The 20,670-nt window shown below is 71.0% G+C and carries 25 protein-coding genes; 11 read left to right on the top strand and 14 right to left on the bottom strand.

Annotated features, from left to right (window positions below):
- Positions 1 to 525 precede the first annotated feature (525 nt).
- Entirely contained in the window at positions 526 to 1,314 is a 789-nt protein-coding gene (locus ACFV2X_RS22465; RefSeq protein ID WP_385619126.1) for an ABC transporter ATP-binding protein, read from the top strand.
- A complete protein-coding gene (locus ACFV2X_RS22470; RefSeq protein ID WP_385619129.1) occupies positions 1,311 to 3,890 on the top strand; it encodes an ABC transporter permease in 2,580 nt (859 codons plus the stop codon). Before ACFV2X_RS22465 ends, ACFV2X_RS22470 begins: the two co-directional genes overlap by 4 nt.
- Before the next feature lie 137 nt (positions 3,891 to 4,027).
- Here the strand turns inward: ACFV2X_RS22470 and argJ are convergent, their stop codons facing one another.
- Genes argJ through ACFV2X_RS22485 form a run of 3 tightly spaced genes read right to left on the bottom strand, consistent with a single transcriptional unit; the run spans position 4,028 to position 6,924 of the window.
- Complete coding sequence (gene argJ / locus ACFV2X_RS22475; protein ID WP_385619132.1) at positions 4,028 to 5,236, bottom strand: bifunctional glutamate N-acetyltransferase/amino-acid acetyltransferase ArgJ; 1,209 nt, start codon at positions 5,234 to 5,236, stop codon at positions 4,028 to 4,030.
- 55 nt (positions 5,237 to 5,291) lie between these two features.
- Positions 5,292 to 5,729, bottom strand: a complete 438-nt coding sequence (locus ACFV2X_RS22480) for a hypothetical protein (protein WP_385619135.1) — start codon at positions 5,727 to 5,729, stop codon at positions 5,292 to 5,294.
- Positions 5,730 to 5,739: 10 nt separating this feature from the next.
- Positions 5,740 to 6,924 (bottom strand): MerR family transcriptional regulator, encoded by a 1,185-nt coding sequence (locus tag ACFV2X_RS22485; RefSeq protein WP_385619138.1) that lies wholly within the window; start codon positions 6,922 to 6,924, stop codon positions 5,740 to 5,742.
- A gap of 119 nt (positions 6,925 to 7,043) precedes the next feature.
- On the opposite strand from ACFV2X_RS22485, the gene ACFV2X_RS22490 reads away from it, so the two are divergent.
- On the top strand, positions 7,044 to 7,433 hold the full coding sequence (locus ACFV2X_RS22490; RefSeq protein WP_385619141.1) for a VOC family protein: 390 nt from the start codon (positions 7,044 to 7,046) through the stop codon (positions 7,431 to 7,433).
- Positions 7,434 to 7,451: 18 nt separating this feature from the next.
- Here ACFV2X_RS22490 and ACFV2X_RS22495 read toward each other — a convergent pair whose 3' ends face one another.
- From ACFV2X_RS22495 to ACFV2X_RS22535, 9 genes are all read right to left on the bottom strand, one after another.
- Complete coding sequence (locus tag ACFV2X_RS22495; protein WP_358645155.1) at positions 7,452 to 7,733, bottom strand: gas vesicle protein K; 282 nt, start codon at positions 7,731 to 7,733, stop codon at positions 7,452 to 7,454.
- Positions 7,730 to 7,954 carry a gas vesicle protein gene (locus tag ACFV2X_RS22500; protein WP_385619144.1) on the bottom strand — a complete coding sequence of 75 codons (225 nt, stop codon included), beginning with the start codon at positions 7,952 to 7,954 and terminating at the stop codon, positions 7,730 to 7,732. The genes ACFV2X_RS22495 and ACFV2X_RS22500 overlap by 4 nt, the downstream gene beginning before the upstream one ends.
- Positions 7,951 to 8,844, bottom strand: a complete 894-nt coding sequence (locus ACFV2X_RS22505; protein ID WP_385619145.1) for a GvpL/GvpF family gas vesicle protein — start codon at positions 8,842 to 8,844, stop codon at positions 7,951 to 7,953. Before ACFV2X_RS22505 ends, ACFV2X_RS22500 begins: the two co-directional genes overlap by 4 nt.
- Positions 8,841 to 9,203: a gas vesicle protein gene (locus ACFV2X_RS22510; protein ID WP_385619147.1), complete on the bottom strand. Its 363-nt coding sequence runs from the start codon at positions 9,201 to 9,203 to the stop codon at positions 8,841 to 8,843. The genes ACFV2X_RS22505 and ACFV2X_RS22510 overlap by 4 nt, the downstream gene beginning before the upstream one ends.
- Positions 9,204 to 9,210: 7 nt before the next feature.
- On the bottom strand, positions 9,211 to 9,462 hold the full coding sequence (locus tag ACFV2X_RS22515) for a gas vesicle protein GvpG (RefSeq protein ID WP_385619150.1): 252 nt from the start codon (positions 9,460 to 9,462) through the stop codon (positions 9,211 to 9,213).
- A gap of 1 nt (position 9,463) precedes the next feature.
- The gene (locus tag ACFV2X_RS22520) at positions 9,464 to 10,225 is read right to left on the bottom strand and encodes a GvpL/GvpF family gas vesicle protein (protein ID WP_385619152.1); all 762 of its coding nucleotides are present in this window, start codon (positions 10,223 to 10,225) and stop codon (positions 9,464 to 9,466) included.
- Between the two features lie 4 nt (positions 10,226 to 10,229).
- Positions 10,230 to 10,718 carry a gas vesicle protein GvpJ gene (gvpJ, locus tag ACFV2X_RS22525; protein WP_385619155.1) on the bottom strand — a complete coding sequence of 163 codons (489 nt, stop codon included), beginning with the start codon at positions 10,716 to 10,718 and terminating at the stop codon, positions 10,230 to 10,232.
- Between the two features lie 68 nt (positions 10,719 to 10,786).
- Positions 10,787 to 11,098: a gas vesicle protein GvpO gene (gene gvpO, locus ACFV2X_RS22530; RefSeq protein WP_385619157.1), complete on the bottom strand. Its 312-nt coding sequence runs from the start codon at positions 11,096 to 11,098 to the stop codon at positions 10,787 to 10,789.
- A gap of 94 nt (positions 11,099 to 11,192) precedes the next feature.
- Positions 11,193 to 11,960, bottom strand: a complete 768-nt coding sequence (locus tag ACFV2X_RS22535; RefSeq protein WP_385619159.1) for a FadR/GntR family transcriptional regulator — start codon at positions 11,958 to 11,960, stop codon at positions 11,193 to 11,195.
- Positions 11,961 to 12,190: 230 nt separating this feature from the next.
- Here ACFV2X_RS22535 and ACFV2X_RS22540 point away from each other — a divergent pair, with 230 nt between their 5' ends.
- The 6 genes from ACFV2X_RS22540 to ACFV2X_RS22565 are packed head-to-tail and all read left to right on the top strand — an operon-like array spanning position 12,191 to position 18,397.
- Positions 12,191 to 13,582 carry an MFS transporter gene (locus ACFV2X_RS22540; RefSeq protein WP_385619162.1) on the top strand — a complete coding sequence of 464 codons (1,392 nt, stop codon included), beginning with the start codon at positions 12,191 to 12,193 and terminating at the stop codon, positions 13,580 to 13,582.
- A gap of 54 nt (positions 13,583 to 13,636) precedes the next feature.
- Positions 13,637 to 15,388: a dihydroxyacetone kinase family protein gene (locus ACFV2X_RS22545; RefSeq protein WP_385619164.1), complete on the top strand. Its 1,752-nt coding sequence runs from the start codon at positions 13,637 to 13,639 to the stop codon at positions 15,386 to 15,388.
- A gap of 19 nt (positions 15,389 to 15,407) precedes the next feature.
- Positions 15,408 to 15,899, top strand: a complete 492-nt coding sequence (locus ACFV2X_RS22550; protein WP_385619166.1) for a ribose-5-phosphate isomerase — start codon at positions 15,408 to 15,410, stop codon at positions 15,897 to 15,899.
- Entirely contained in the window at positions 15,899 to 16,696 is a 798-nt protein-coding gene (locus tag ACFV2X_RS22555) for a triose-phosphate isomerase family protein (protein WP_385619168.1), read from the top strand. Before ACFV2X_RS22550 ends, ACFV2X_RS22555 begins: the two co-directional genes overlap by 1 nt.
- 1 nt (position 16,697) lies before the next feature.
- Positions 16,698 to 17,525: a sugar phosphate isomerase/epimerase family protein gene (locus ACFV2X_RS22560; protein WP_385619170.1), complete on the top strand. Its 828-nt coding sequence runs from the start codon at positions 16,698 to 16,700 to the stop codon at positions 17,523 to 17,525.
- Positions 17,522 to 18,397: a phosphogluconate dehydrogenase C-terminal domain-containing protein gene (locus ACFV2X_RS22565; protein WP_385619172.1), complete on the top strand. Its 876-nt coding sequence runs from the start codon at positions 17,522 to 17,524 to the stop codon at positions 18,395 to 18,397. Before ACFV2X_RS22560 ends, ACFV2X_RS22565 begins: the two co-directional genes overlap by 4 nt.
- A 342-nt stretch (positions 18,398 to 18,739) precedes the next feature.
- Here the strand turns inward: ACFV2X_RS22565 and ACFV2X_RS22570 are convergent, their stop codons facing one another.
- Together ACFV2X_RS22570 and ACFV2X_RS22575 are read right to left on the bottom strand one after the other, a co-directional pair.
- On the bottom strand, positions 18,740 to 18,940 hold the full coding sequence (locus tag ACFV2X_RS22570) for a DUF397 domain-containing protein (protein WP_385619174.1): 201 nt from the start codon (positions 18,938 to 18,940) through the stop codon (positions 18,740 to 18,742).
- Positions 18,941 to 18,953: 13 nt separating this feature from the next.
- The gene (locus ACFV2X_RS22575) at positions 18,954 to 19,808 is read right to left on the bottom strand and encodes a helix-turn-helix domain-containing protein (RefSeq protein ID WP_385619175.1); all 855 of its coding nucleotides are present in this window, start codon (positions 19,806 to 19,808) and stop codon (positions 18,954 to 18,956) included.
- A 189-nt stretch (positions 19,809 to 19,997) separates the two neighbouring features.
- Here ACFV2X_RS22575 and ACFV2X_RS22580 point away from each other — a divergent pair, with 189 nt between their 5' ends.
- The gene (locus ACFV2X_RS22580; protein WP_385619177.1) at positions 19,998 to 20,147 is read left to right on the top strand and encodes a hypothetical protein; all 150 of its coding nucleotides are present in this window, start codon (positions 19,998 to 20,000) and stop codon (positions 20,145 to 20,147) included.
- A 110-nt stretch (positions 20,148 to 20,257) separates the two neighbouring features.
- Positions 20,258 to 20,617, top strand: a complete 360-nt coding sequence (locus ACFV2X_RS22585) for a hypothetical protein (RefSeq protein WP_385619179.1) — start codon at positions 20,258 to 20,260, stop codon at positions 20,615 to 20,617.
- Positions 20,618 to 20,670: the final 53 nt, after the last annotated feature.

Here is a 20,670-nt window from a genome sequence, read left to right on the forward strand (position 1 = left end):
GGCGGATCGGGGGTGAGAGGGCCGTCTCGGGGGTGGGTGGTCCGGTGTCCGCGTCCGTCCGCCTCCGTGCGGTGCCGCCCACCGTGTGCGCTCCCTCCGCCGGCCGAGCCGGGTCCGGGGCTCGGTCGCCAAGTCCGTTGTAATACCCACGATTCCATGAGGGATCGGGGGAAGGGAAGCGGGCGTCCACCCCCTGGAACAGCGGACTTGATCCTTCCGTAACGTCAGGGTGCAGTCTGGACCCCGAGACGGGGTACGCCTGAGGTCTCATTCCCCTTAGGGGTCATCCACCCGTTCCTCCTACTCGGGGTTCGTACTGGCGGAGGAGGAAGGGGACCTGCGGCGCTTCTAGGGTAACTATGGCCGACCTGACCGAGAGGGTAGGGCTAGCACCCCCATCGATACGGAGCCAGGCACCATCGCGACACCCCCCACGCCTGGATCACCCTTGAGGTACGCGGGCGGAGGACCCCGGCTCGCGGCACGACGCGCAGTAGAAGCAGAAGACGACATAGGAGAGTCACCGTGACAACCGCTGTATCGATTCCCAAGACCGGGGGCAGTGGAGGACATACGGCTGTTGCCGCCCGCGCGCGCCAGGTCGTCAAGGCGTACGGCTCCGGCGAGACCCGTGTGGTCGCGCTGGACCATGTGGACGTCGACATAGCTCGCGGGCAGTTCACCGCGATCATGGGCCCGTCGGGCTCCGGCAAGTCGACCCTCATGCACTGCCTCGCCGGCCTCGACACCGTGACCTCCGGTCAGATCTTCATCGACGAGACGGAGATCACGGGGCTCAAGGACAAGAAGCTCACCCAGCTGCGCCGCGACCGGATCGGCTTTATCTTCCAGGCGTTCAACCTCCTCCCCACGCTCAACGCGATCGAGAACATCACGCTGCCCATGGACATCGCGGGCCGTAAGCCGGACCGCGCCTGGCTGGACCGGGTGGTGGAGACGGTGGGGCTGGCCGAGCGGCTCAAGCACCGGCCGAACCAGCTCTCCGGCGGTCAGCAGCAGCGCGTCGCCGTGGCGCGCGCCCTCGCCGCCCGCCCCGAGATCATCTTCGGTGACGAGCCCACCGGAAACCTGGACTCCCGGGCCGGCGCCGAGGTGCTGGGCTTCCTGCGGCGCTCGGTGGACGAGCTGGGCCAGACCATCGTGATGGTCACCCATGACCCGGTCGCCGCCGCGTACGCCAACCGGGTGCTGTATCTGGCCGACGGCCGGATCGTCGACGAGATGTACAACCCCACCGCCGAGCTGGTGCTGGAGCGGATGAAGAGCTTCGATGCGCGCGGGCGGGTGTCATGACCGTCCTCAAGACCTCGATGCGCAACTTCTTCGCGCACAAGGGACGCATGGCGCTGTCGGCCATCGCCGTCCTGCTGTCGGTGGCCTTCGTCTGCGGCACGCTCGTCTTCACCGACACCACCAATGCCACCTTCGACCAGCTCTTCGCGAGCACCAGCTCCGATGTCTCGGTCAAGCCGAAGGAGGAGGGCGGCAGCAACAACGGCCCCCAGACCGGCAAGATCGAGACGGTGCCCGGGACGCGGCTCGCCGAGCTGAAGAAGGTCCAGGGCGTCAAGTCGGTGGCCGGTGAGATCAGCACCGAGACCGTCACCGTCGTCGACAAGAACAACGACGACATCGGCCCGAAGTCCGGCGCCCCGACCGTCGCCACCAACTGGGACCCGACCGAGCTGCTGGCGGTGGACCTCACCTCCGGCCATGAGCCGCGCGGCCCCACCGAGGTGATGCTCGACGCCGACACGGCCAAGAACAAGCACCTGAAGATCGGTGACGAGCTGCGGCTCATCGCCGTGCCCGGCGAGTTCCGCGCCAAGATCGTCGGTCTGACGACCTTCAAGGTGACCAACCCCGGCGCCACCATCGTCTACACGGACACCGCCACCGCGCAGAGCAAGCTGCTCGGCCGTCCCGACGCGTACACCAGCTTCGCGCTGACCGCCCAGCCCGGCATCAGCAACGACCAGCTGAAGAAGAACGTGGTCGCGGCCATCGGCGGCGACTACAAGGTGCAGACGAAGGACGAGTCCGCCGAGGAGGGCAAGGACGACATCGGCTCGTTCCTCGACATCATGAAGTACGCGATGCTCGGCTTCGCCGGGATCGCCGTGCTGGTCGGCATCTTCCTCATCGTCAACACCTTCTCGATGCTGGTCGCCCAGCGCACCCGCGAGATCGGCCTGATGCGGGCCATCGGCTCCAGCCGCAAGCAGGTCAACCGCTCGGTGCTCATCGAGGCGCTGCTGCTCGGCGTCGTCGGCTCGGTGCTCGGCGTCCTGGGCGGTATCGGCCTGGCCATCGGGCTGATGAAGTTCATGGGCAGCCAGGGCCTGAACATCAGCACCGACCAGCTGACGGTCAAGCCGGCCACGCCCATCATCGGCCTCACCATCGGCATCGTCGTCACCGTGATCGCCGCCTACATCCCCGCCCGCCGCGCCGGGAAGATCTCCCCGATGGCGGCCCTGCGGGACGCGGGCACCCCGGCGGACGCCAAGGCCGGCCGGATCCGGGGCGCGATCGGTGCGCTGCTCACGGGGGCCGGCGTGGTGGCCCTGGTCGCCGCGGCGAACGCGGACAAGGCGACCGATGGGGCGATGCTCCTGGGCCTGGGCGTGCTGCTGACCCTGATCGGCTTCATCGTCATCGGCCCGCTGCTGGCCGGCCTGGTGGTCCGGGTGCTGGCCGCCGTCATCCTGCGGATCTTCGGCCCGGTCGGCCGCATGGCCGAGCGGAACGCGCTGCGCAACCCCCGGCGCACCGGGGCCACCGGCGCCGCGCTGATGATCGGCCTCGCGCTGGTCGCCTGCCTGTCGGTGGTCGGCTCCTCGATGGTCGCCTCGGCCAGCGATGAGCTCGACAAGTCGGTCGGCGCGGACTTCATCGTCCAGTCGGACGGCGGCAAGCCGATCACCGGGGACGTCGTGAAGGCGGTGCACGCGGCGAAGGGCCTGGACCACGTCACCGACGTCAAGAACCTCAACGACACCAAGATCACCACGCCCGACGGCAAGACCAGCACCGACAACCTGGTCGCCGCCGACTCGAAGTTCGCGGACGATCTGCGCACCCCCGTCGTCGACGGCTCGCTCGCCGACGCCTACGGCAAGGACGCCATCTCGGTGTCCGAGAACTTCGCCAAGGACCACAAGGTGAAGAAGGGCGACATCCTCACCGTCACCTTCGTGGGCGGCAAGACGCCGGCCAAGCTCAAGGTCGCCGCCATCACCTCGGACGACACCTCGCTCAACAAGGGCGCCAAGTACCTGAACATCACCACCGCCGAGCGCTATATCCCGGCTGATGAGATGCCGGTCAACGCGATGATGCTCGCGGCCGCCAAGGACGGCCAGGAGAAGGCGGCCTACGCCTCCCTCAAGGCCCAGCTGGACGAATACCCGTCGGTCAAGGTCCGGGACCAGACCGACTACAAGAAGATGATGAAGGATCAGATCGGGCAGCTGCTCAACCTGGTCTACGGTCTGCTGGCGCTCGCGATCATCGTCGCCGTCCTCGGCGTGGTGAACACCCTGGCGCTGTCGGTCGTCGAGCGGACCCGGGAGATCGGCCTGATGCGCGCCATCGGCCTGTCGCGCCGTCAGCTGCGCCGCATGATCCGCCTGGAGTCGGTCGTGATCGCGCTGTTCGGCGCCCTGCTGGGCCTCGGCCTCGGCATGGGCTGGGGTGCGACGGCGCAGAAGCTGCTGGCGCTCGAGGGTCTGAAGACCCTTGAGATCCCGTGGCCGACGATCATCACGGTCTTCATCGGCTCGGCCGTGGTGGGCCTGGTCGCCGCCCTGCTCCCGGCCTTCCGGGCGGGCCGGATGAACGTGCTGAACGCCATAGCCACGGAGTAAGCCCCCACGGCGTAAGAAGCCACCGAACCACCACCAGGCCACTGCCCCTTCGTGGGGGTGAGGGGCAGCGGAGCCCGGCCCGGCGCGCTCGAAGAGAGCGCGCCGGGCCGGCCGCTTTGGGGCTGCGAAGCCTCGCGTCAGGACGTGTAGTCGGCGTTGACGCGTACGTAGCCCGCCGACAGATCGCAGCCGTAGACGGTGGCGGCGGCCTCGCCGAGGCCCAGGGAGACCGAGATGTCGACCTCGCTCCGCCGCATGAGTTCGGTGAGCCGATCCAGGGTGTCCGCCTCGGGCTCCTCGGGGTAGACCTCGATGCCGCCGAAGCGCACGCTCACCTTGGCCGGTTCGATATCGGTGTCGTCGGTGTTCTTGCCGATCGCCATCAGGACCCGCCCCCAGTTGGGGTCCGCCCCATGCACGGCCGTCTTGACCAGCGGCGAGTTCACCACGCTCTTCGCGACCCGCTTGGCCTGCGCGCGGTCCCCGGCCCCGTCGACGGTGACGCGGAGCAGCTTGGTGGCGCCCTCCCCGTCCACGGCCATCTGCAGGGTCAGATCCAGACACACCTCGGCGAGCGCGGCGGCGAACTCGACCTGGTCGACCGGCCCCGCCGCACCGTTGGCGAGCACGGCCACCGTGTCGGAGGTCGAGGTGTCGGTGTCCACGCTCAGACAGTTGAAGCTGCGGTCCACCGCCCCGCGCAGCGCGGCGTCCAGCGCATCGGGCGCGATGGTCGCGTCGGTGAAGAGATAGGTCAGCATCGTGGCCATATTGGGCTCCAGCATCCCAACCCCCTTGGCGACGCCGACGATCCGGGCCGCCCCGACCGAGCGCGCACTGATCTTGGGCCGGGTGTCGGTGGTCATCATCGCCCGGGCCACCCGTTCGGTCCCGGCGTCGAAGACGGCGGCGCCCTGGGCGAGATACGGCTGGTCCAGATGCGTACGGATGGCGTCCATCGGCAACGGGCGCCCGATCACCCCCGTGGAGCCGATGAGCACCTCGCTCTCCGCGACCCCCAGAATCCCCGCGACGCGCCCGACCACCTCGGCGGCGTTCCGCTCCCCTTCCTTGCCGGTGGCCACATTGGCGTTCTGGGCCAGGGTGACCACCGCCCGCAGCCGCCGTCCGGCGGCATGCCGGCGGCTGAGCACCACGGCCGGGCCCGCGAAGCGGCTGAGGGTGAACATCGCGGCGCTGACGGCGGGCCGGTCCGAGGCGATGATCGAGATGTCGTCGCCGCTGTCGCGGATGCCGCCGTGGCCGGTATAGGCGTGGAAGCCGCGCGGCCAGGCCGGCGGGGCGGAGGCACCAAGGGACGCTAGAGATGCATGACTATTCTGCATATCGAATATGTTTGCATCGATGGTCGGGCCGGTCCAGCGGATATTTCACGGCCGCTCAGAGCCCGGACGACGCCCCGGCCGCGCGCAGCGCCTCCGCGATGGCGGAGCGGATCCCTTCGCCGTACGGGCCTTCCGGTACGTCGTCGACGCGGGCGGCGGCCAGGGCGAGGTGTTCGCCGGCCTTGCCGGGCTCGCCGAGCGCCCGGTACGCCGTGAACATGTTCAGGTGCAGGGAGGCGTGGAAGCCTCGGACGCGGTCGTCGCCCACCGCGTCGGCGCGGTCCAGGCACTGCTGGTTCCAGTGCAGCGTCTCCTCGGGGGTCGGCTGGTGGCGGGCGAGGTAGTGGGCTGCCACGCAGGCCTCGTAGTCGTCGGCGGCCCTGTCCCAGGCCCGTTGGAACAGGGCGCGGGCGTCCTCGTTCCTGCCTTCGGCCTCGGCGGTCATGCCCTGGACGCACAGGCGGACGACGGGGTTCTCGAGATCCACGGTCATTCGGCCCTTTCTAGGTGGTGGCGGTCGTGCCGCGGACCGGCATGACCAGGGTGGTGAAGCTCCCCTGGTCGGCGGAGCGGACGACGACGGGCCGGGCCTCGGACGCGATCTCCAGCAGCACATCGGGCCCGACGCTCGCGTCGAGCGCCGGCAGCAGGGCGCCGGGGTCGAAGGCGATCCGCAGTGGTGGCCCTGTGCAGATCGCGCGCAGCGTGGTCGCGTCCAGCCCCTCCAGCCCCTCCAGCCCCTCCGGCCCCTCTGGTCCCTCCGGCGAGATCAGGAGGTCGTCCCCGGTGGTGGTGAGAGTGATCGCCCGGTGGCCGGCGTCCAGGCGGTCCGCGACGGCCCGCCGTAGCCCGCCCCAGTTGGCGATCACCCGGTGCCGGGCGGCCCCGAGGTCGTCCAGCACCATCCGGTACGCGGGGAACACCTCGTCGGAGCCCGCCAACTTCCGGCGCTCGCCGCCGCCCCGTACTCGGGCCTGCCGCCCCTCGACCTCGACGGCGATCTCGGGCAGCCGCCGGGCCCAGGCCGCCGTCTCCGTCAACTCGTCGATGTCCAGCAGCAGTTCGCACGGCTCGCCCGCGATCGACAGCGGCCGGAGCGCTCGTACGGCCAGCCGGTAGCGGTCCGTGGCCACCAGCCGGATCTCCTCGCCGTCGATCTCGACCAGTACGCGGCCGAGCACCGGGAACTCCTTCCGGGCCGCGCCCGCCGCCACCGCCGAGCCCACCTGCCGCACCGCGCCCGCCAGCTCGGCCCCACCGACGAGGACCTCGGCGCGGCGCGTGCCCCCGGGCAGCGTGCGCAGGATCTCCTCGAGCGCCGCGCGGGCCGCCGCGGCCGACTCCCTCGTCCGGCCCAGATGTCCCCGCAGCACCTCGCGGGCGTCCTCGTACGGCCCGTCCAGCACGGCCGCCGCATCGACCAGCGGCAGCTCGGCCTCCCGTAGCCGGCGCAGCAGCGCGGCGCGCGGCTGCTGTGTCTCGGCGTAGTAGCGGTAGCCGGTCGCCGTGTCAACGTGGGCGGGCCGCAGCACCGCGCAGTCGTCATAGAACCGCAGTGCGCTCGGCGCCAGCCCCACCCGCCGGGCGAAGGCGCCGATGCTCAGCAGGCCCTCGGCGGCGTCGTCGCCGACCATGTCGTCCGTGTCATGTGTGTCGTTCGTGCCATGCGTGTCATCCGTGTCGTTCATGGGCGCGATTGTTGAGCTTCATGCGGCTTGAAGGTCAAGGAAACTCCTCGCGGGGGAGACGATGAGTTTCCTCGGGGCGGGCGGTCCTACAGGCAGAACCATTCCCCAGGGAGATCATCATGACCGACAGCACCAAGGGCACCCGCATCACCGAGCTGGGCAGGGTGGCCGTGCCGGTGTCCGACCAGGACCGGGCGCTGGACTTCTACGTCGGCACGCTCGGCTTCGAGAAGCGCGCGGACGTCCCCTTTGGCGACGGCCACCGCTGGATCGAGGTGGCGCCGGTCGGCGGCGCGGCCGCGATCTCGCTGGTCCTGCCGATGGAGGGGCAGTCGCCGGGCGTCGAGACCGGCATCATTCTGACCAGTGAGGACATCGACGCCGACCATGCCGCGCTGCGGGACCGCGGTGTCGACGCAGACGAGGAGGTCCAGCGATGGGGCGACCCCGTGCCGCCGATGTTCAGCTTCCGTGACCCGGATGGCAACAAGTTCATGATCGTGCAGTGATTCAGTCCCTGCGGTGATTCAGTCCCGGGGGAGCAGTGTGCCCAGCGGGCCGAGGTCCAGGTTGAGGTCTTCGGGGCGCAGGCCGTGCTGGGCGCACAGCTCCGCCATGCGCTGGTCCAGGAGCATCAGCGTGGTGCCGATGCGCTCGATCTGCTCGTCGCCGAGTCCGCCGGCGTCGATCCGGCGCAGGGCCTGGCGTTCCATCAGCTGTCGGAGGAGTTCGACGACGGTCAGGACGAGGGCGACCAGGTCGCGGCCCACCGTGTCGGCGTCGAGGTCGAGCCTGCCGCCGCCGGTCACAGCGGGCCGCCGTCGGTCCAGGGGGCGGGGACGCGCTCGTTGACTGAGGAGAGCAGGGCGTGCAGGGAGAGGCGTACGAGGGGCACCTCGGCGATGGCGATGACCACGTCGCCGCTGATGACGACCCCGGTGGCCAGCACCCGGTCGAGCAGGTCCACCAGCGGCACGCCGATCAGTCCGTACGCTTCCGCGGGGGCGGTTCCCCAGGTGGCGGTGGTCATCGGGGGACGCCCCCGTCGGGTCCGTCGGCGAAGGAGTACGGGGCCCACGGGCCCGAGAGCTCGATCTGGACGGCCGTCTCCTCCCGACGCAGGGCTTCCAGCGCGGCGCGCAGTTCGCTCTCGCGGGCGCTGTCGATCAGGTAGGCGGCGTTGAGTACGTGGGTGCGGTGCGCCCCGGTGACCTCGACCCCGTGCGGGCGCAGCCGCCGGGCGGCCACGGCGAGTCCGCGTACCACCGCGTCCACCCGCTCCGCGGCCTGGAGCGCATTGTTCTGATGCTGCTCGCGGACCTGGTGCCGACTGCGTACGCGGTCGAGATAGGCCCGGCCGTTGCCCGCCGCGCCGCCGGGCGCGGTGCCGGATGGCGGGGCGGGGGAGGAGGCCGGGGGCGCGGGGGCGGTGTAGACCTTCACCCCCCACTCGACGCGGCCGGTGAACCGGCCGAGGGCGGCGAGGAAGGACTCCTCCTTCTCGCGCAGGGCGGCGCGGGCCCGTGCGTCGCCGAGATAGAGCGTGGCGAAGGGCAGCGGCACGGTCGGTGTGACAGCCGACGCGGCCATGATCACCTCATGGTGGGCGCGGGCGCAGCGCTCCAGCTCGTCGCGGTCGGTGAGCCTTTGCCGCAGGGCGTCCTCCGCGAAGTCGACGGCGGACACGTCCTGGACCACGGCGGTGAGGGGGCCCGCGGCGAGCGTACGGACCGGGGCGGCGTCGTCGAGCCCCGGGAGCCCGGCCAGGGCGGCGGGGTCACACCGTCGGCAGACGGCGAAGGCGTAGGTGACAGTGGGGAGCTGACCGGGTGTCTGCTCGCGGGGCCGCTCGGGGGTTCGCTCGCGGGACCGCTCGGGGGGCCGTTGGGGGGACTGCTCGTTGTGCTGCTCGGACGTCATCCGTCCCTCCTTTCCTCACCGCCGACGGGGCTCAGCTCCCCCACGTCGCCGCCGGATTCCAGCGCCTCCAGGCGCCTGCGCAACTGTGCGTTCTCCTCGGCGAGGGCGTCGCGCGCGGCGCGGGAGGAGAGCGCCGGATCGGTCTCCCACCAGTCGATTCCGGCCCTGCGGGCGGTGTCGACCGACGACACGAACAACCGGAGCCGGATGGTGAGCAGTTCGATGTCCAGCAGGTCGATCTTGATGTCGCCGGCGATGACGATGCCCTTGTCGAGCACCCGTTCCAGGATCTCGGCGAGGTTGGCGGTGGGCGGGGCCGTGCCCAGGGGGGTCCTGCCCGTCAGCTCGGGATCAATCACGGCCGCCTCACCGGTGCCTCACGGGCAGGGACGGGACCGACCGCTCCAACAGGTCCAGCAGTCGGTCCTCTTGTCGCTCGAACTCCTCGGGGCTGATCACCCCCGCGTCCAGGTCCTCGTTCAGCTCGGCGAGCCTGGTGCGCAGGACCGCCGGGTCGTGCAGCTCGTGCTCCGCGGCGTCCACCAGGCAGTCCGCGATCCAGATCACGCCCCGGACTGGCGCCATGGGGAGGAGGACGAGCCCGCTCAGCAAGCCCATGTCACGCTCCACTCGGGACGGGGTTACGCCGGGGGGTGCCCGGGGCGGGGTCCACAAAGCTGTAGCAGGGCAGCGGCCCGGTGAGGCGCAGCTCGACATGGCTGCCGTGGGCCGCCGCGAAGCGCTCCACCACGGTCCGGAACCGGTCCTCGGCACACCGGTCGAGGAGGAAGGAGACGTTGAGCACGCACCCCGGCACCTCCGGCCCCCGCACCTGTTCCACCGCCACCGCGGACAGCTCGGCGACCACCGCGGCCGACGCGGCGGCGGCCCGGCCGGACAGCCCCCGCGCCACGGCCTCGCCGAGCCGCACGCTGGCCTCGTACCCCGGGGACCGGCGGGCGGCGGCGCGCGCGCGGGCCACCTCGGGGTTCTCCCGGACCAGCGCGGGCAGTCCGGCCTGGACCGGCATGGCCTTGAGGTTCATCTCGATCCGGCCGTCCAGACGGTCGAGCGTGGTGAGATACGCACGCTCGGAGGCGGTCAACTGGCCCCGCACCGACGCCTCGTCGGGGGCGACCATCCCGAAGCGCATGGGCAGCACCGGGCCGTCCGCCGCCAGCGCCAGCGCCAGGTCCTGGTGCGCGAGGAGGTCGCGCCGCTTGGCGCGCAGGCCGGGCGGGGCGTCGCTGACCACGGCGGCCAGCTCTCCGGCGCGGAGCGTACGGACCGGGGCCGGGTCCGCGCCCACACCCGGATGGCCGGGCGGCACCGGGTGGGAGGCGCGGACGACGCCGTAGACGTACACGCCTTGTGCGGCCATGGGGTCAGTCCTCCTCGTCCTCGGTACGGCGGTGGCGGGAGCGGGCGGGCGGGCGCCCCCGCGGGCGGCGCTCCTCGTACCGGTCCTCGTCCCGGCCCTCCTCCTCGTCCTCGTCCTCCTCGTCACGGCCGGTCACGGCCTTCTTGACCTTGCCGCCCACGGTCTCCACCGCCTTCTTGGCCGACTTCTTGGCCACCTTCTTGCCGAGGCCGGCCTTGCCCGCGCCCAGCAGTTCGGGCACGGTCGTGCTGCTGCGGTCGAATTCCAGGTCCAGGCGGTTGCAGGCCTCGGCGAAGCGCAGGTACGTGTCCACGCTCGCCACGACGATCCGGGCGTCGACCTTCAGGATCTCGATGCCGACCAGGGAGACCCGGAGGAAGACGTCGATCACCATGCCGCGGTCGAGGATGAGTTCGAGGACGTCGTAGAGGTTGCCCGAGCGGGAGATGCAGACGACGTCGTCGGTGTGGGTGGGGGCGTAGGTGGGGGCCATGATCGGAGCGTCCTTTCGATGGCTCGGCCCTGGGCGTCGGCCGGGCTCGCCCGGCCTGGCCCGGCCGGTCAGCAGTCGTCGGCCGAGCCGCGCCGATAGCGGCGGACTCTCCGGTACTCACGGAGCTCACCGCGCTCGTCGATGTCCACCTCGTAGGTGGCCAGCAGGCTGGTCGTGTCGGGGATCCGGGCGACTTCCACGACGTCCACGCTGACGCGCCAGCCGTTCTCGACCCGGCACACGGCACTGACGCCCTCGGCGGGGTGGGTTATCAGAGCGGCGAGCCGTTCGCTGGCGCAGGCGGCCGCTTCCGCCGCGCCGGTCCTGCGGGGTGGGCGGTCCGCCTTCGGGGGAGAGGTGTGCCGCTCTCGCTCTGCCATGTGCATCAGTCTGGGCGCATGCCGGGTTCGGCCGCGCCTTGAGATGGGCCAATACGGTGGCCCGCGCTCCGCCTGCCTACGACGCGACGCCTGCCTACGACGCGGCGCCGCCCGTCGTCTCCCCGTCCTCCTCCGCGCTCAGCGAGGACCACAGCCGCTCGCTCGCGCACTGCATGTGATCCGCCATGGCCCGCTCGGCCGCCTGCGGATCGCGGTCGCGGATGGCCTGGAGGATCGCGCCGTGTTCCTTCAGCGTCCCGGCCACCGTGCCCTCGATGTCGCCCGCGCGCTCCATCCACACCTGGAGCAGCGAGCGGATGCTGTGGAGGATGTCGCTGAGGACGGTGTTGCGCGCGATGGTGGCGGTTTCCAGGTGGAAGGCGATGTCGGCGTCGATGAACGCCGTGACGTCGCCGCCCGCCTCCCGCATCCGCTCCAGATGCGCCTCGAGCCGTTCGACGTCCGCGTCCTCGGCGCGCTCGGCGGCCAGCCGGGCGGACATGGCCTCCATGAAGGTGCGCACCTCGACCAGGTCATGGGTGCGGCGCTGGCCGAGCATCAGCCCCCAGTTGATGGCCCGGGGCAGGAACTCCGACGTCCCGGCGCGTACGTAGGAGCCGGAGCCGGGGCGGATCTCGATGATGCCGAGCACATCGAGCGCCGAGAGCGCACCCCGCACACTGGAACGGGCGACATTGAGCGCCTCGGCCAGCTGGCGCTCGGCGGGCAGCCGGGTGCCGGGCTTCAGGTGGCCCTCGGAGAGGTGGTCCAGCAGCCGCTTGGCGACCTCGCTGACCGATGACTCCCGGACGACCGGGCGCAGCAGCGCGGTGAAGTTCGGCTGGTCGGGCTCGGCGCTCACGTGGCGTTTTCCCCTCATGGACTCGGGTCCTCGGACATACCGACCCCCTAGTACATCACCAGCGGCGACGGCCTGGGGCGGCAGTGCTGACGTAGGCGCTGGAGGGCCGCCCGTCAAGGGTTTCAAAAGCGACACACATCACTTTGGTTAATTGGTGACCAATTTTCGGAGCGTGACTTAGCGTGTAGCCACCCCGCAGGACAAAGCCGTCCGCTCAGTCAGGAGCCGCCATGGGCACTGTCGCCCCATCCCCCGTCATACGGGACGTCGAGAGATCGGCCGTCAGGAAGGTCGCGCGGCGTCTCGTCCCCTTCGTCGCCCTGATGTTCTTCGTGAACTTCCTGGACCGGACCGCGGTCTCGTTCGCCGAGCCCAACGGCATGGGCGATGACCTCGGCCTCTCGGCGGCTCAGTTCGGACTGGCCTCCGGCGTCTTCTTCATCGGCTACATCCTGCTGGAAGTGCCCAGCAACATGGCCCTGCACCGGTTCGGCGCCCGCCGCTGGCTGGCCCGGATCATGGTCACCTGGGGGATCGTCTCCCTGCTGTTCACCTGGGTGCAGAGCACCGGGCAGCTGTACGGGCTGCGCTTTCTGCTCGGCGTCGCCGAGGCGGGCTTCTTTCCCGGGGCGATCCTCTACCTCAGCCAGTGGGTCCCGGCCCGCCACCGCACCAAGATCCTGGCGCTGTTCTACCTGGCCCAGCCGCTGACCACGGTGATCGGCGCCCCGCTCGCCGGGCTGCTGATCAACCAGCACGGGGCGTTCGGCCTGGACGGCTGGCGCTTCATGTTCCTCGGTGTTTCCGTCCCCGCGATCCTGCTCGGCATCATCGCCTGGTTCTATCTGATCGACCGGCCGGCCGACGCGAAGTGGCTGACCCAGGACGAGAAGGACTGGCTCACGGCCGAGCTGGCGCGCGAGAACGGCACGAAGACGGACGGCGCGAAGGCAGCCTCCGGGAACGGCGGGCACGGCGGGCGCGGTGCGCTCAAGGCCGCGTTCACCAGCGGCCGGGTCTGGGTCCTCTCCCTCGTCTACTTCGGCTTCATCTACGGCCTCTACGCCCTGGCGTTCTTCCTCCCCACGATCATCAGCGGCTTCGAGGAGCAGTACGGCACCCACTTCTCCGTGCTGGACAAGGGTCTGATCACCGCCATCCCGTACCTCCCCGCCGCCATCGCCCTGTTCTTCTGGTCCCGGCACGCCACCCGGCACGGGACGCGCGCCTGGCATGTCGCGGGGCCGGCGGCGCTCGGCGGAATCAGCATCCCGCTCGCCCTCTACATGGGCTCCCCGAGCGCGACCATCGCGGTCATCACCGTCACCGCGTGCTCGATCTTCGCCGCCCTGCCCGTCTTCTGGTCGCTGCCGTCCCAGTTCCTCACCGGAGCCGCCGCGGCCGCCGGTATCGCCCTGATCAACACCATGGGCAATGTCGCGGGCTTCGCCGCCAGCTACATCACCGGCTGGCTCAAGGACTTCAGCGGCTCCTACTACCTCCCGCTCTTCGTCGTCGGCGGCTTCATGCTCCTGTCGGCCGTCCTGATGCTCTGGCTCTCCACCCGGCCCCTGCCACAGGCCGCGGACGCGGAGCAGGAGCTGATCACGACCGGGCACTGACCGACCGGGCACTGACCGTCACCACCCCTCACCGTGGCCCGGAGGCCGCCTGCCATGACTCGACTGTTCAACACCCCCGCCGCCTTCGCGGACGAGGCCCTGGAGGGCTTCGTCGCCGCCCACCGCAGATGGGTGCGGCGCGTGCCCGGCGGTGTCGTCCGCGCCACCCCCACGGCCCCGGGCCAGGTGGCGGTCGTCATCGGCGGCGGCTCCGGCCACTACCCGGCCTTCTCCGGCCTGGTCGGCCGGGGCCTGGCCCATGGCGCCGCGGTCGGCAACGTCTTCGCCTCGCCCTCGGCCCAGCAGGCCCACCAGGTCGCCAAGGCCGCGCACGGCGGCGGCGGGGTGCTGCTGACCTTCGGCAATTACGCCGGTGACGTGCTGCACTTCGGACAGGCCGAGGAGCGGCTGAACGCCGAGGGCATCGACTGCCGGACGGTCGTCGTCACCGACGACATCTCCAGCGCCCCGGCTGAAGAGTCCGCCAAGCGCCGCGGGGTCGCCGGAGACCTCGCGGTGTTCAAGACCGCCGCCGCGGCGGCCGAGGCGGGTCTGCCCCTCGACGAGGTCGTACGCCTCGCCGAGCTGGCCAATGCCCGAACCCGCTCGTTCGGCATCGCCTTCTCCGGCTGCACCCTGCCCGGCGCCGACGCCCCGCTGTTCACCGTCCCCGGGGGCCGGATGGCGGTGGGCCTGGGCATCCACGGCGAGCCCGGTCTGTCCGAGGCCGCGGTGCCCACCGCCGACGAGGCGGCCGAACTGCTGGTCTCCACGCTGCTGGCCGAACTGCCGGAGGGCGTGGACACCCCGCGCGGGCTGCGCGCGGGCGTGATCCTCAACGGGCTCGGCGCGGTCAAGTACGAAGAGCTGTTCGTGGTCTACCGCAGGGTGGCCCGGCTGCTGGACGAGGCGGGTGTGGTGGCCGTCGACCCGGAGGTCGGCGAGCTCGTCACCAGCTTCGACATGGCGGGCGTCTCGCTCACCCTCTTCTGGCTGACCGAGGAGCTGGAGCCGCTGTGGACGGCCCCGGCCGACGCGCCCGCGTACCGCAAGGGGGCGCTGGGGCCGACCGCGGACATCAGCCCTGAGAGCCCTGAGAGCCCTGAGAGCCCTGAGGAACAGCCCGAGCAGATCACCGTCCCCGCCGCGAGCGAGGAGTCGCGCGCCGCGGCCCGTACGGCGCTGGACGCGCTGGCCGCCGTCGTACGGACCGTCGCCGAGCACGCCGACGAGCTCGGCCGCATCGACGCCGTCGCGGGCGACGGTGACCACGGAATCGGCATGCGGCGCGGTGCCGAGGCCGCGTACGAGGCGGGGCGCCGCGCCCTGGGCCTCGGCGCGGGCGCCGGCACCCTGCTGTGCCACGCCGCCGACGCCTGGGCCGACCGGGCCGGCGGCACCTCCGGCGCCCTGTGGGGCGTGATCCTGCGCCAGGTCGGCACCGCCCTCGGCGACGCAGACCGGCCCGACGCGGCCGCCGTCGCCACCGGTGTGGCCGCCGCCGCCGACGGCGTGATGCGGCTCGGCAAGGCGGAGGTCGGCGACAAGACGATGGTCGACGTGCTGGTCCCGCTGGCCGGCGCGCTCGGCGAGGCCGTGGCCGAGGGGCAGCCCCTCGCCGCCGCCTGGGACGCCGCGGCCACCGCCGCCGAGGCCGCCGCCAAGGCCACCGCCGAACTCCTCCCGCGCCTGGGCCGCGCCCGCCCGCACGCGGAGAAGTCCCTGGGCACCCCGGACGCCGGTGCGGTGTCCCTGGCCCTGATCGCCCGCGCCGTGCACGGCGTACTCGCTGCGAAGAACGATTGAGAAGGCTGAGGTAGCTGAGATGGCTGAGATGGCTGAGGTCAACGACAAGCTCCGTATCGTCGTCGGCTCCGACGACGCCGGCTACGACTACAAGGAGGTCCTGAAGAAGGACCTGGAGGCCAGCGAGCTGGTGGAGTCGGTCCAGGACGTGGGGGTGGACGCCGACGGCCACACCGCCTACCCCAAGGTCGCCATCGCCGCCGCCGAACTGGTCGCGGCGGGCAAGGCCGACCGCGCGCTGCTGGTGTGCGGCACGGGCCTGGGCGTGGCCATCGCCGCCAACAAGGTCAAGGGCATCCGGGCGGTCACCGCCCACGACAGCTTCTCCGTCGAGCGCGCCATCCTCAGCAACAACGCCCAGGTCCTCACCTTCGGCCAGCGCGTCGTCGGCCTGGAGCTGGCCCGGCGCCTGGTGCGCGAATGGCTCACCTACCGCTTCGACACCTCCTCGGCCTCGGCGGCCAAGGTCGAGCTGATGTGCGCCTATGAAGAAGAGGGCACGGCCGCCTGATGCCACGCCCCGCCGCCGTCACCATCGGCATCAGCCTCAAGATGTACTTCGGCCACCACGAAACGCTCAACTGGTGCCGCCGCATCGCGGACATCGCCGACCGCCACCCGGCCGTCACCGGCGGCCTGGCCGAGGTGTTCGTCCTCCCCTCCTTCCCCACCCTCGTCCCGGCCGCCGGCCTGCTGGCCGGCACCGGGGTGCGGGTCGGCGCCCAGGACCTGGCCGCCCATGACGCCGGGCCGTACACCGGCGAGGTCAGCGGCGCCCAGCTCAAGGAGATCGGCTGCGGCTACGCCGAGGTGGGACACGCCGAACGGCGCCGCCTCTTCCACGAGGACGAGGCGGTCGTGGCCGCGAAGACCGCCGCCGCCCTGCGAGGCGGCCTCACGCCCGTACTGTGCGTCGGCGAACCCGAGCGCACCGACGCCGAGCGGGCCGCCGCCCACTGCGTCGCCGAGGTCGAGTCCGCCCTCGCGGACGCCGAGCGGGCCGGGGCGCTCGGCCCGCTGGTCGTGGCGTACGAGCCCCAGTGGGCCATCGGCGCGCCCGAACCGGCCTCGCCCGAGCACATCCGCGCGGTCTGTGCCGCGCTGTCCGCGTGGCTCGACGGGCGGGGGCCGCTGGCCGGCAGTCGCGTCGTGTACGGCGGCAGCGCGGGGCCGGGGCTGCTCACCCGGCTCGGCCCCGAGGTCGGCGGGCTCTTCCTGGGCCGCTTCGCCCACGACCCGGCGGCGTTCGAGCGGATCCTGGACGAGGCGATGGCCCTGCACGGGACGCCTGTCACGGGGGGTGTGTGAGATGGCCCTGGGCCTGAGCACGTACGCCTTCTTCTGGCGGATCTCCGGCAAGGCGCCCCAGCGTCTGACGCTGCCGGACATGCTGCACCGCACCCGCGAACTGGGCGTCGGCGTCTTCCAGATCTGCGACTACCCGCTGATCGAGACGTTCGACGACGCCGAGTTGGCGGACCTCCGCGCCCTCGCCCGGGAACTCGGCATCCAACTGGAGCTCGGCACCCGCGGGGTCCGCCCGGCTCATCTGCTCCGCTACCTCGACCTGGCGGACAAGCTGGGCGCGACCTTCGTCCGCTCCATGCTCAACACCAACGACCACCGGCCGACCGTGGACGAGGCCATCGCCCTGCTGCGCGAGGCGCTGCCCGGGTACGCCGAGCGCGGGGTGACGCTGGGCCTCGAGACGTACGAACAGGTCTCCACGGACGACCTGCTGGCCGTCGTCACCGGCGTCGACAGCCCGCACCTCGGCGTCTGCCTCGACCCCGGCAACAGCGTGGCCCGCCTGGAGCGGCCCGCCGACGTCATCGACCGCACCGCCCCGTACGTGGTCAACATCCACGTCAAGGACTTCTCCTTCACCCGCCGCGACGGCTGGGTCGGCTTCACCTTCGCCGGCTGCCCGCTGGGTGAGGGCCTGCTCGACTACGGCCACATGGTCGGCGCGGTCCGCCCCGAGGAGCGGGGCGTCAACCAGATCGTGGAGCACTGGCTCCCGTGGCAGGGCGGTTTCGAGGAGACCGCCCGACTCGAAGACGCGTGGACCAAGCACAGCGTCACCACCTTGAACACCCTGATGCACCCTGATGCCCTGATGAGGAGCGCCTCATGACCACCCCCACCGCTCACGAGCCCAAGACCGTCGCCGTCGTCGGCGCCGCCGGAAAGATGGGCCTGCGCGTCTCGGCGAACCTCGAAAAGAGCGACTTCCGCGTTCTGTTCAGCGAGAACTCCCCCAAGGGCCAGGAGATCCTGGCCGAGCTCGGCCGCGAGATCATCGACTCCGACAAGGCCGCCGCCCAGGCGGACGTCGTCATCCTCGCCGTCCCCGACCGCGTCCTCGGCGCGGTGTCCGAGGCGCTGGTGCCGGTGATGAAGCCCGGTTCGGTCGTCCTCACCCTCGACCCGGCCGCCGCCTACGCCGGCCTGCTCGCCCGCCGCGACGACGTCTCCAACGCCTGCGCGCACCCCTGCCACCCCTCGGTCTTCCTGGAGCGCACCACCAAGGAGGAGTGGGCCGACACCTTCGGCGGCATCGCCGCGCCCCAGGAGGTCGTCGCCGCCTTCGAGTCCGAGGACGCCGCGGCCCGCGAGCTGACCGAGGCCGTCATCCGCACCATGTACGCGCCTGTTGTGGACGTCCACTGGGTCACCGTCAAGCAACTGGCGGTGCTCGAGCCCACCCTCGTCGAGACCATCGCCTGCATGGTCGGCGCGCTGCTGACGGAGGCGCTGCACGAGACCGTCCACACGGTGGGCGTCCCGGAGCCCGCCGCCCGCGCGATGCTGCTGGGCCACACCCAGGTCGCCCTCGCCAACACGCTCAAGGGCGACAACCCGTTCTCCGACGCGTGCCTGATCGCGATGGACTACGGGCGTGAGTCGATCGTCCGTGACGACTGGAAGAAGGTCTTCCAGGACGACGAGCTCGACAAGGTCATCACGCGCATGCTCAAGATCAAGGAGATCCGCCGCGCGGCGTGAGTCTGTGCCCGGCCTCCGGCCGCAGCGGAGCGCGGCGCCGTGACCTGGCTCCGTGACCTGGCTCCGTGCTCGCGGCCCGCGCCGTCGTGGGGCGACGGCCCAGCGCCGCTGGGCGGCATTCGGCCCGGCCGTCTTCCCCGCCGTCTCGCGCCTTCGGCGCACTGCGGCCGGCGGGGAGCGGGGTGGGCGGCCCGGCCCGGTGCGCGGTGCGGGCTCGGTGGGTGCTGGGGGTTCGGTGGGCGGCGGTGCCGCCGGGGGCCCGCCCCACCCCACCCCTTTTGAAAACGCTTGCTTCAGGTCAAGCGTTTTCAAAAGGGGTGGGGTGTCCGGGGGCCTGCTGGCTCAGTCTGTGGTGAGCCGGCCGAAGGCGTCTGCCTTGACGGCGCGTATGAAGGCGCTGAACGTGCCAGGCGTGGCGGTGAGCGTGGTGTCCGGCGCGTCGCTCTCGCGTATACGGACCGTGCCGTCGCGGTCGGCGGCGACGTTGACGCAGTTGCCCGCGTTGCCGCTGTAGGTTGACTTCCGCCAGTTGTAGGTGGACACAGACGTTCCTTCGCTAGATGCCCTGTGCGACGCGGCGAATCATGTCGCGTGACTGCGCGGGCTTCAACGCGAGGGCTTCCATCCGGTCCAGCGTGCTGCGGTACCAGGTGAGTTGGGGTTGGGTGTCCAGGAACTCGGAGCCGTGGTCCGTATCAAGCTGCACGGTGTCCAGGCGCGGCACTTCTCCGCAGCAGTAGATGATTCCCTGCCCCGAGTTGGGGAAGGCGCCCGCTCCGAAGGGGACCACCAGCACGGTGATGTGTTCCCGTTCGCTCATCGTCAGCAGGTAATCAAGCTGTGCGCGGGCGACGCCCGGACCACCGAATTCCATCCGCAGAGCGGCCTCGTGGATGGTCGCGGTCAGCGGTGTCGGCTGCTCGCCGTGCAGCACCGCCTGCCGTTTGATCCGGTGGGAGACCCGGTGCTCCACCTCGTGTGGCGCGAGGGGCGGCTCGACCGCGCTGATGATCGCGTGAGCATGGTCCCTGGTCTGCAAGACACCCGGCATGTGGATGACGGATGCCACTCGCATGGCCTGGGCGTGGTGCTCCAACTCGGCCATGTCGAGCATGCTCGGCGGGAGAATGTCGCGGTATTCGTCCCACCAGCCCCGGGTCCGGCCGCCGGTCATCTCCGCGAGCGCTTCGGTCAGCGCCTGATCCGCACAGCCGTACGCTCGCGCCATAGCGCGTACCCGGTCGGCGCTCACCGCGTAACCCCCGGACTCGATACTGCTGACGCGCGACTGGGATGAACCGAGCAGTACGCCGGCCTGTGTAGCGTTGAGCTCTGCCTGCTCCCGTAGCCGACGCAGTTCGGCACCCAGCCGACGTTGCCGAATGGTCGGCGGAAGCTTGATCCGGGCCATCGTGCTTTCCCTCTCGCTCACGCGTGGTGCCGTTCACCCACACGAGGGGTGTTATGACGTATCCCATCGATTGGGTTCACTGGATCATAGCTCGTGGCTATGGTGTAACTCACACCCAAAGGCGGGGAATTGCCCCGATGGTCGCGTACGCCCTGCCCAACTCCTCTTCGTGACGCGAGCAGCGCGCACGTGATCGGTCTGGGCGGGGCGGTGACGATGTCGCTCGGTTCGCCGGAGCGCGCGGTGTGGCACTACGGGCGACGCAAGGGCGTCTCCGCCCGGTTGGTGTGGCTCGCGCCGGGGGCTGGTGCCACGTTCACGCTGGCCGAGGCCGCGTGACGGCGTCGAAGGGGTCTGTCGGTCCCTGGCGCGGAGCCATCGCGTCAGGGGCTCACTCGACCCTCGCCTGCCGTACGGTGATCGGGGCACCCTTGGAGGGCAGAGGACACATGACCACGCAGCCGATCCATGATGGCGGCGCGCTGATCCCCAGACCTGATAAGTCCTTCCCCGCACTACATGCCGCACTCGCGCAGGTCGAGCCCTCCCGCCTGGCGGAGATGACGTCCGAGCGGGACACAGTCTTCACGATGGCCACCCAGTCCAACAGCTTCGGGCCGATCGCGATGTTCCAGCTCAAATGGGCCACCGTGATCGAGATCGAGCGGTTTCCCGACGTAGCGCGGCGCCTGCATGCGGCCGAGCGCGCTGCCCAGACGCTCAACAAAGAGGACCCGGAGTGGCAGGCAGCCATGGATGAGATCCGGGAGATCATGCAGGCCGCACGCGCGCAGGTTGCCAATGCGTGACCGGGGCTGGGAGTACACCCAGACGCCCACATCCGCCTACCAAGGGCAGTCGC

This window comes from Streptomyces sp. NPDC059679, assembly GCF_042734105.1.
Classification (GTDB): domain Bacteria; phylum Actinomycetota; class Actinomycetes; order Streptomycetales; family Streptomycetaceae; genus Streptomyces.

What these genes read in the sequence shown, in the direction of transcription:
- ACFV2X_RS22470 (WP_385619129.1), top strand. Translation starts at nt 1,311, where the DNA reads ATGACCGTCCTCAAGACCTCGATGCGCAACTTCTTCGCGCACAAGGGA.
- argJ (WP_385619132.1), bottom strand. Translation starts at nt 5,236, where the DNA reads ATGCAGAATAGTCATGCATCTCTAGCGTCCCTTGGTGCCTCCGCCCCG.
- ACFV2X_RS22480 (WP_385619135.1), bottom strand. Translation starts at nt 5,729, where the DNA reads ATGACCGTGGATCTCGAGAACCCCGTCGTCCGCCTGTGCGTCCAGGGC.
- ACFV2X_RS22485 (WP_385619138.1), bottom strand. Translation starts at nt 6,924, where the DNA reads ATGAACGACACGGATGACACGCATGGCACGAACGACACACATGACACG.
- ACFV2X_RS22490 (WP_385619141.1), top strand. Translation starts at nt 7,044, where the DNA reads ATGACCGACAGCACCAAGGGCACCCGCATCACCGAGCTGGGCAGGGTG.
- ACFV2X_RS22500 (WP_385619144.1), bottom strand. Translation starts at nt 7,954, where the DNA reads ATGACCACCGCCACCTGGGGAACCGCCCCCGCGGAAGCGTACGGACTG.
- ACFV2X_RS22505 (WP_385619145.1), bottom strand. Translation starts at nt 8,844, where the DNA reads ATGACGTCCGAGCAGCACAACGAGCAGTCCCCCCAACGGCCCCCCGAG.
- ACFV2X_RS22515 (WP_385619150.1), bottom strand. Translation starts at nt 9,462, where the DNA reads ATGGGCTTGCTGAGCGGGCTCGTCCTCCTCCCCATGGCGCCAGTCCGG.
- ACFV2X_RS22520 (WP_385619152.1), bottom strand. Translation starts at nt 10,225, where the DNA reads ATGGCCGCACAAGGCGTGTACGTCTACGGCGTCGTCCGCGCCTCCCAC.
- gvpJ (WP_385619155.1), bottom strand. Translation starts at nt 10,718, where the DNA reads ATGGCCCCCACCTACGCCCCCACCCACACCGACGACGTCGTCTGCATC.
- gvpO (WP_385619157.1), bottom strand. Translation starts at nt 11,098, where the DNA reads ATGGCAGAGCGAGAGCGGCACACCTCTCCCCCGAAGGCGGACCGCCCA.
- ACFV2X_RS22540 (WP_385619162.1), top strand. Translation starts at nt 12,191, where the DNA reads ATGGGCACTGTCGCCCCATCCCCCGTCATACGGGACGTCGAGAGATCG.
- ACFV2X_RS22545 (WP_385619164.1), top strand. Translation starts at nt 13,637, where the DNA reads ATGACTCGACTGTTCAACACCCCCGCCGCCTTCGCGGACGAGGCCCTG.
- ACFV2X_RS22550 (WP_385619166.1), top strand. Translation starts at nt 15,408, where the DNA reads ATGGCTGAGATGGCTGAGGTCAACGACAAGCTCCGTATCGTCGTCGGC.
- ACFV2X_RS22555 (WP_385619168.1), top strand. Translation starts at nt 15,899, where the DNA reads ATGCCACGCCCCGCCGCCGTCACCATCGGCATCAGCCTCAAGATGTAC.
- ACFV2X_RS22560 (WP_385619170.1), top strand. Translation starts at nt 16,698, where the DNA reads ATGGCCCTGGGCCTGAGCACGTACGCCTTCTTCTGGCGGATCTCCGGC.
- ACFV2X_RS22565 (WP_385619172.1), top strand. Translation starts at nt 17,522, where the DNA reads ATGACCACCCCCACCGCTCACGAGCCCAAGACCGTCGCCGTCGTCGGC.
- ACFV2X_RS22575 (WP_385619175.1), bottom strand. Translation starts at nt 19,808, where the DNA reads ATGGCCCGGATCAAGCTTCCGCCGACCATTCGGCAACGTCGGCTGGGT.
- ACFV2X_RS22585 (WP_385619179.1), top strand. Translation starts at nt 20,258, where the DNA reads ATGACCACGCAGCCGATCCATGATGGCGGCGCGCTGATCCCCAGACCT.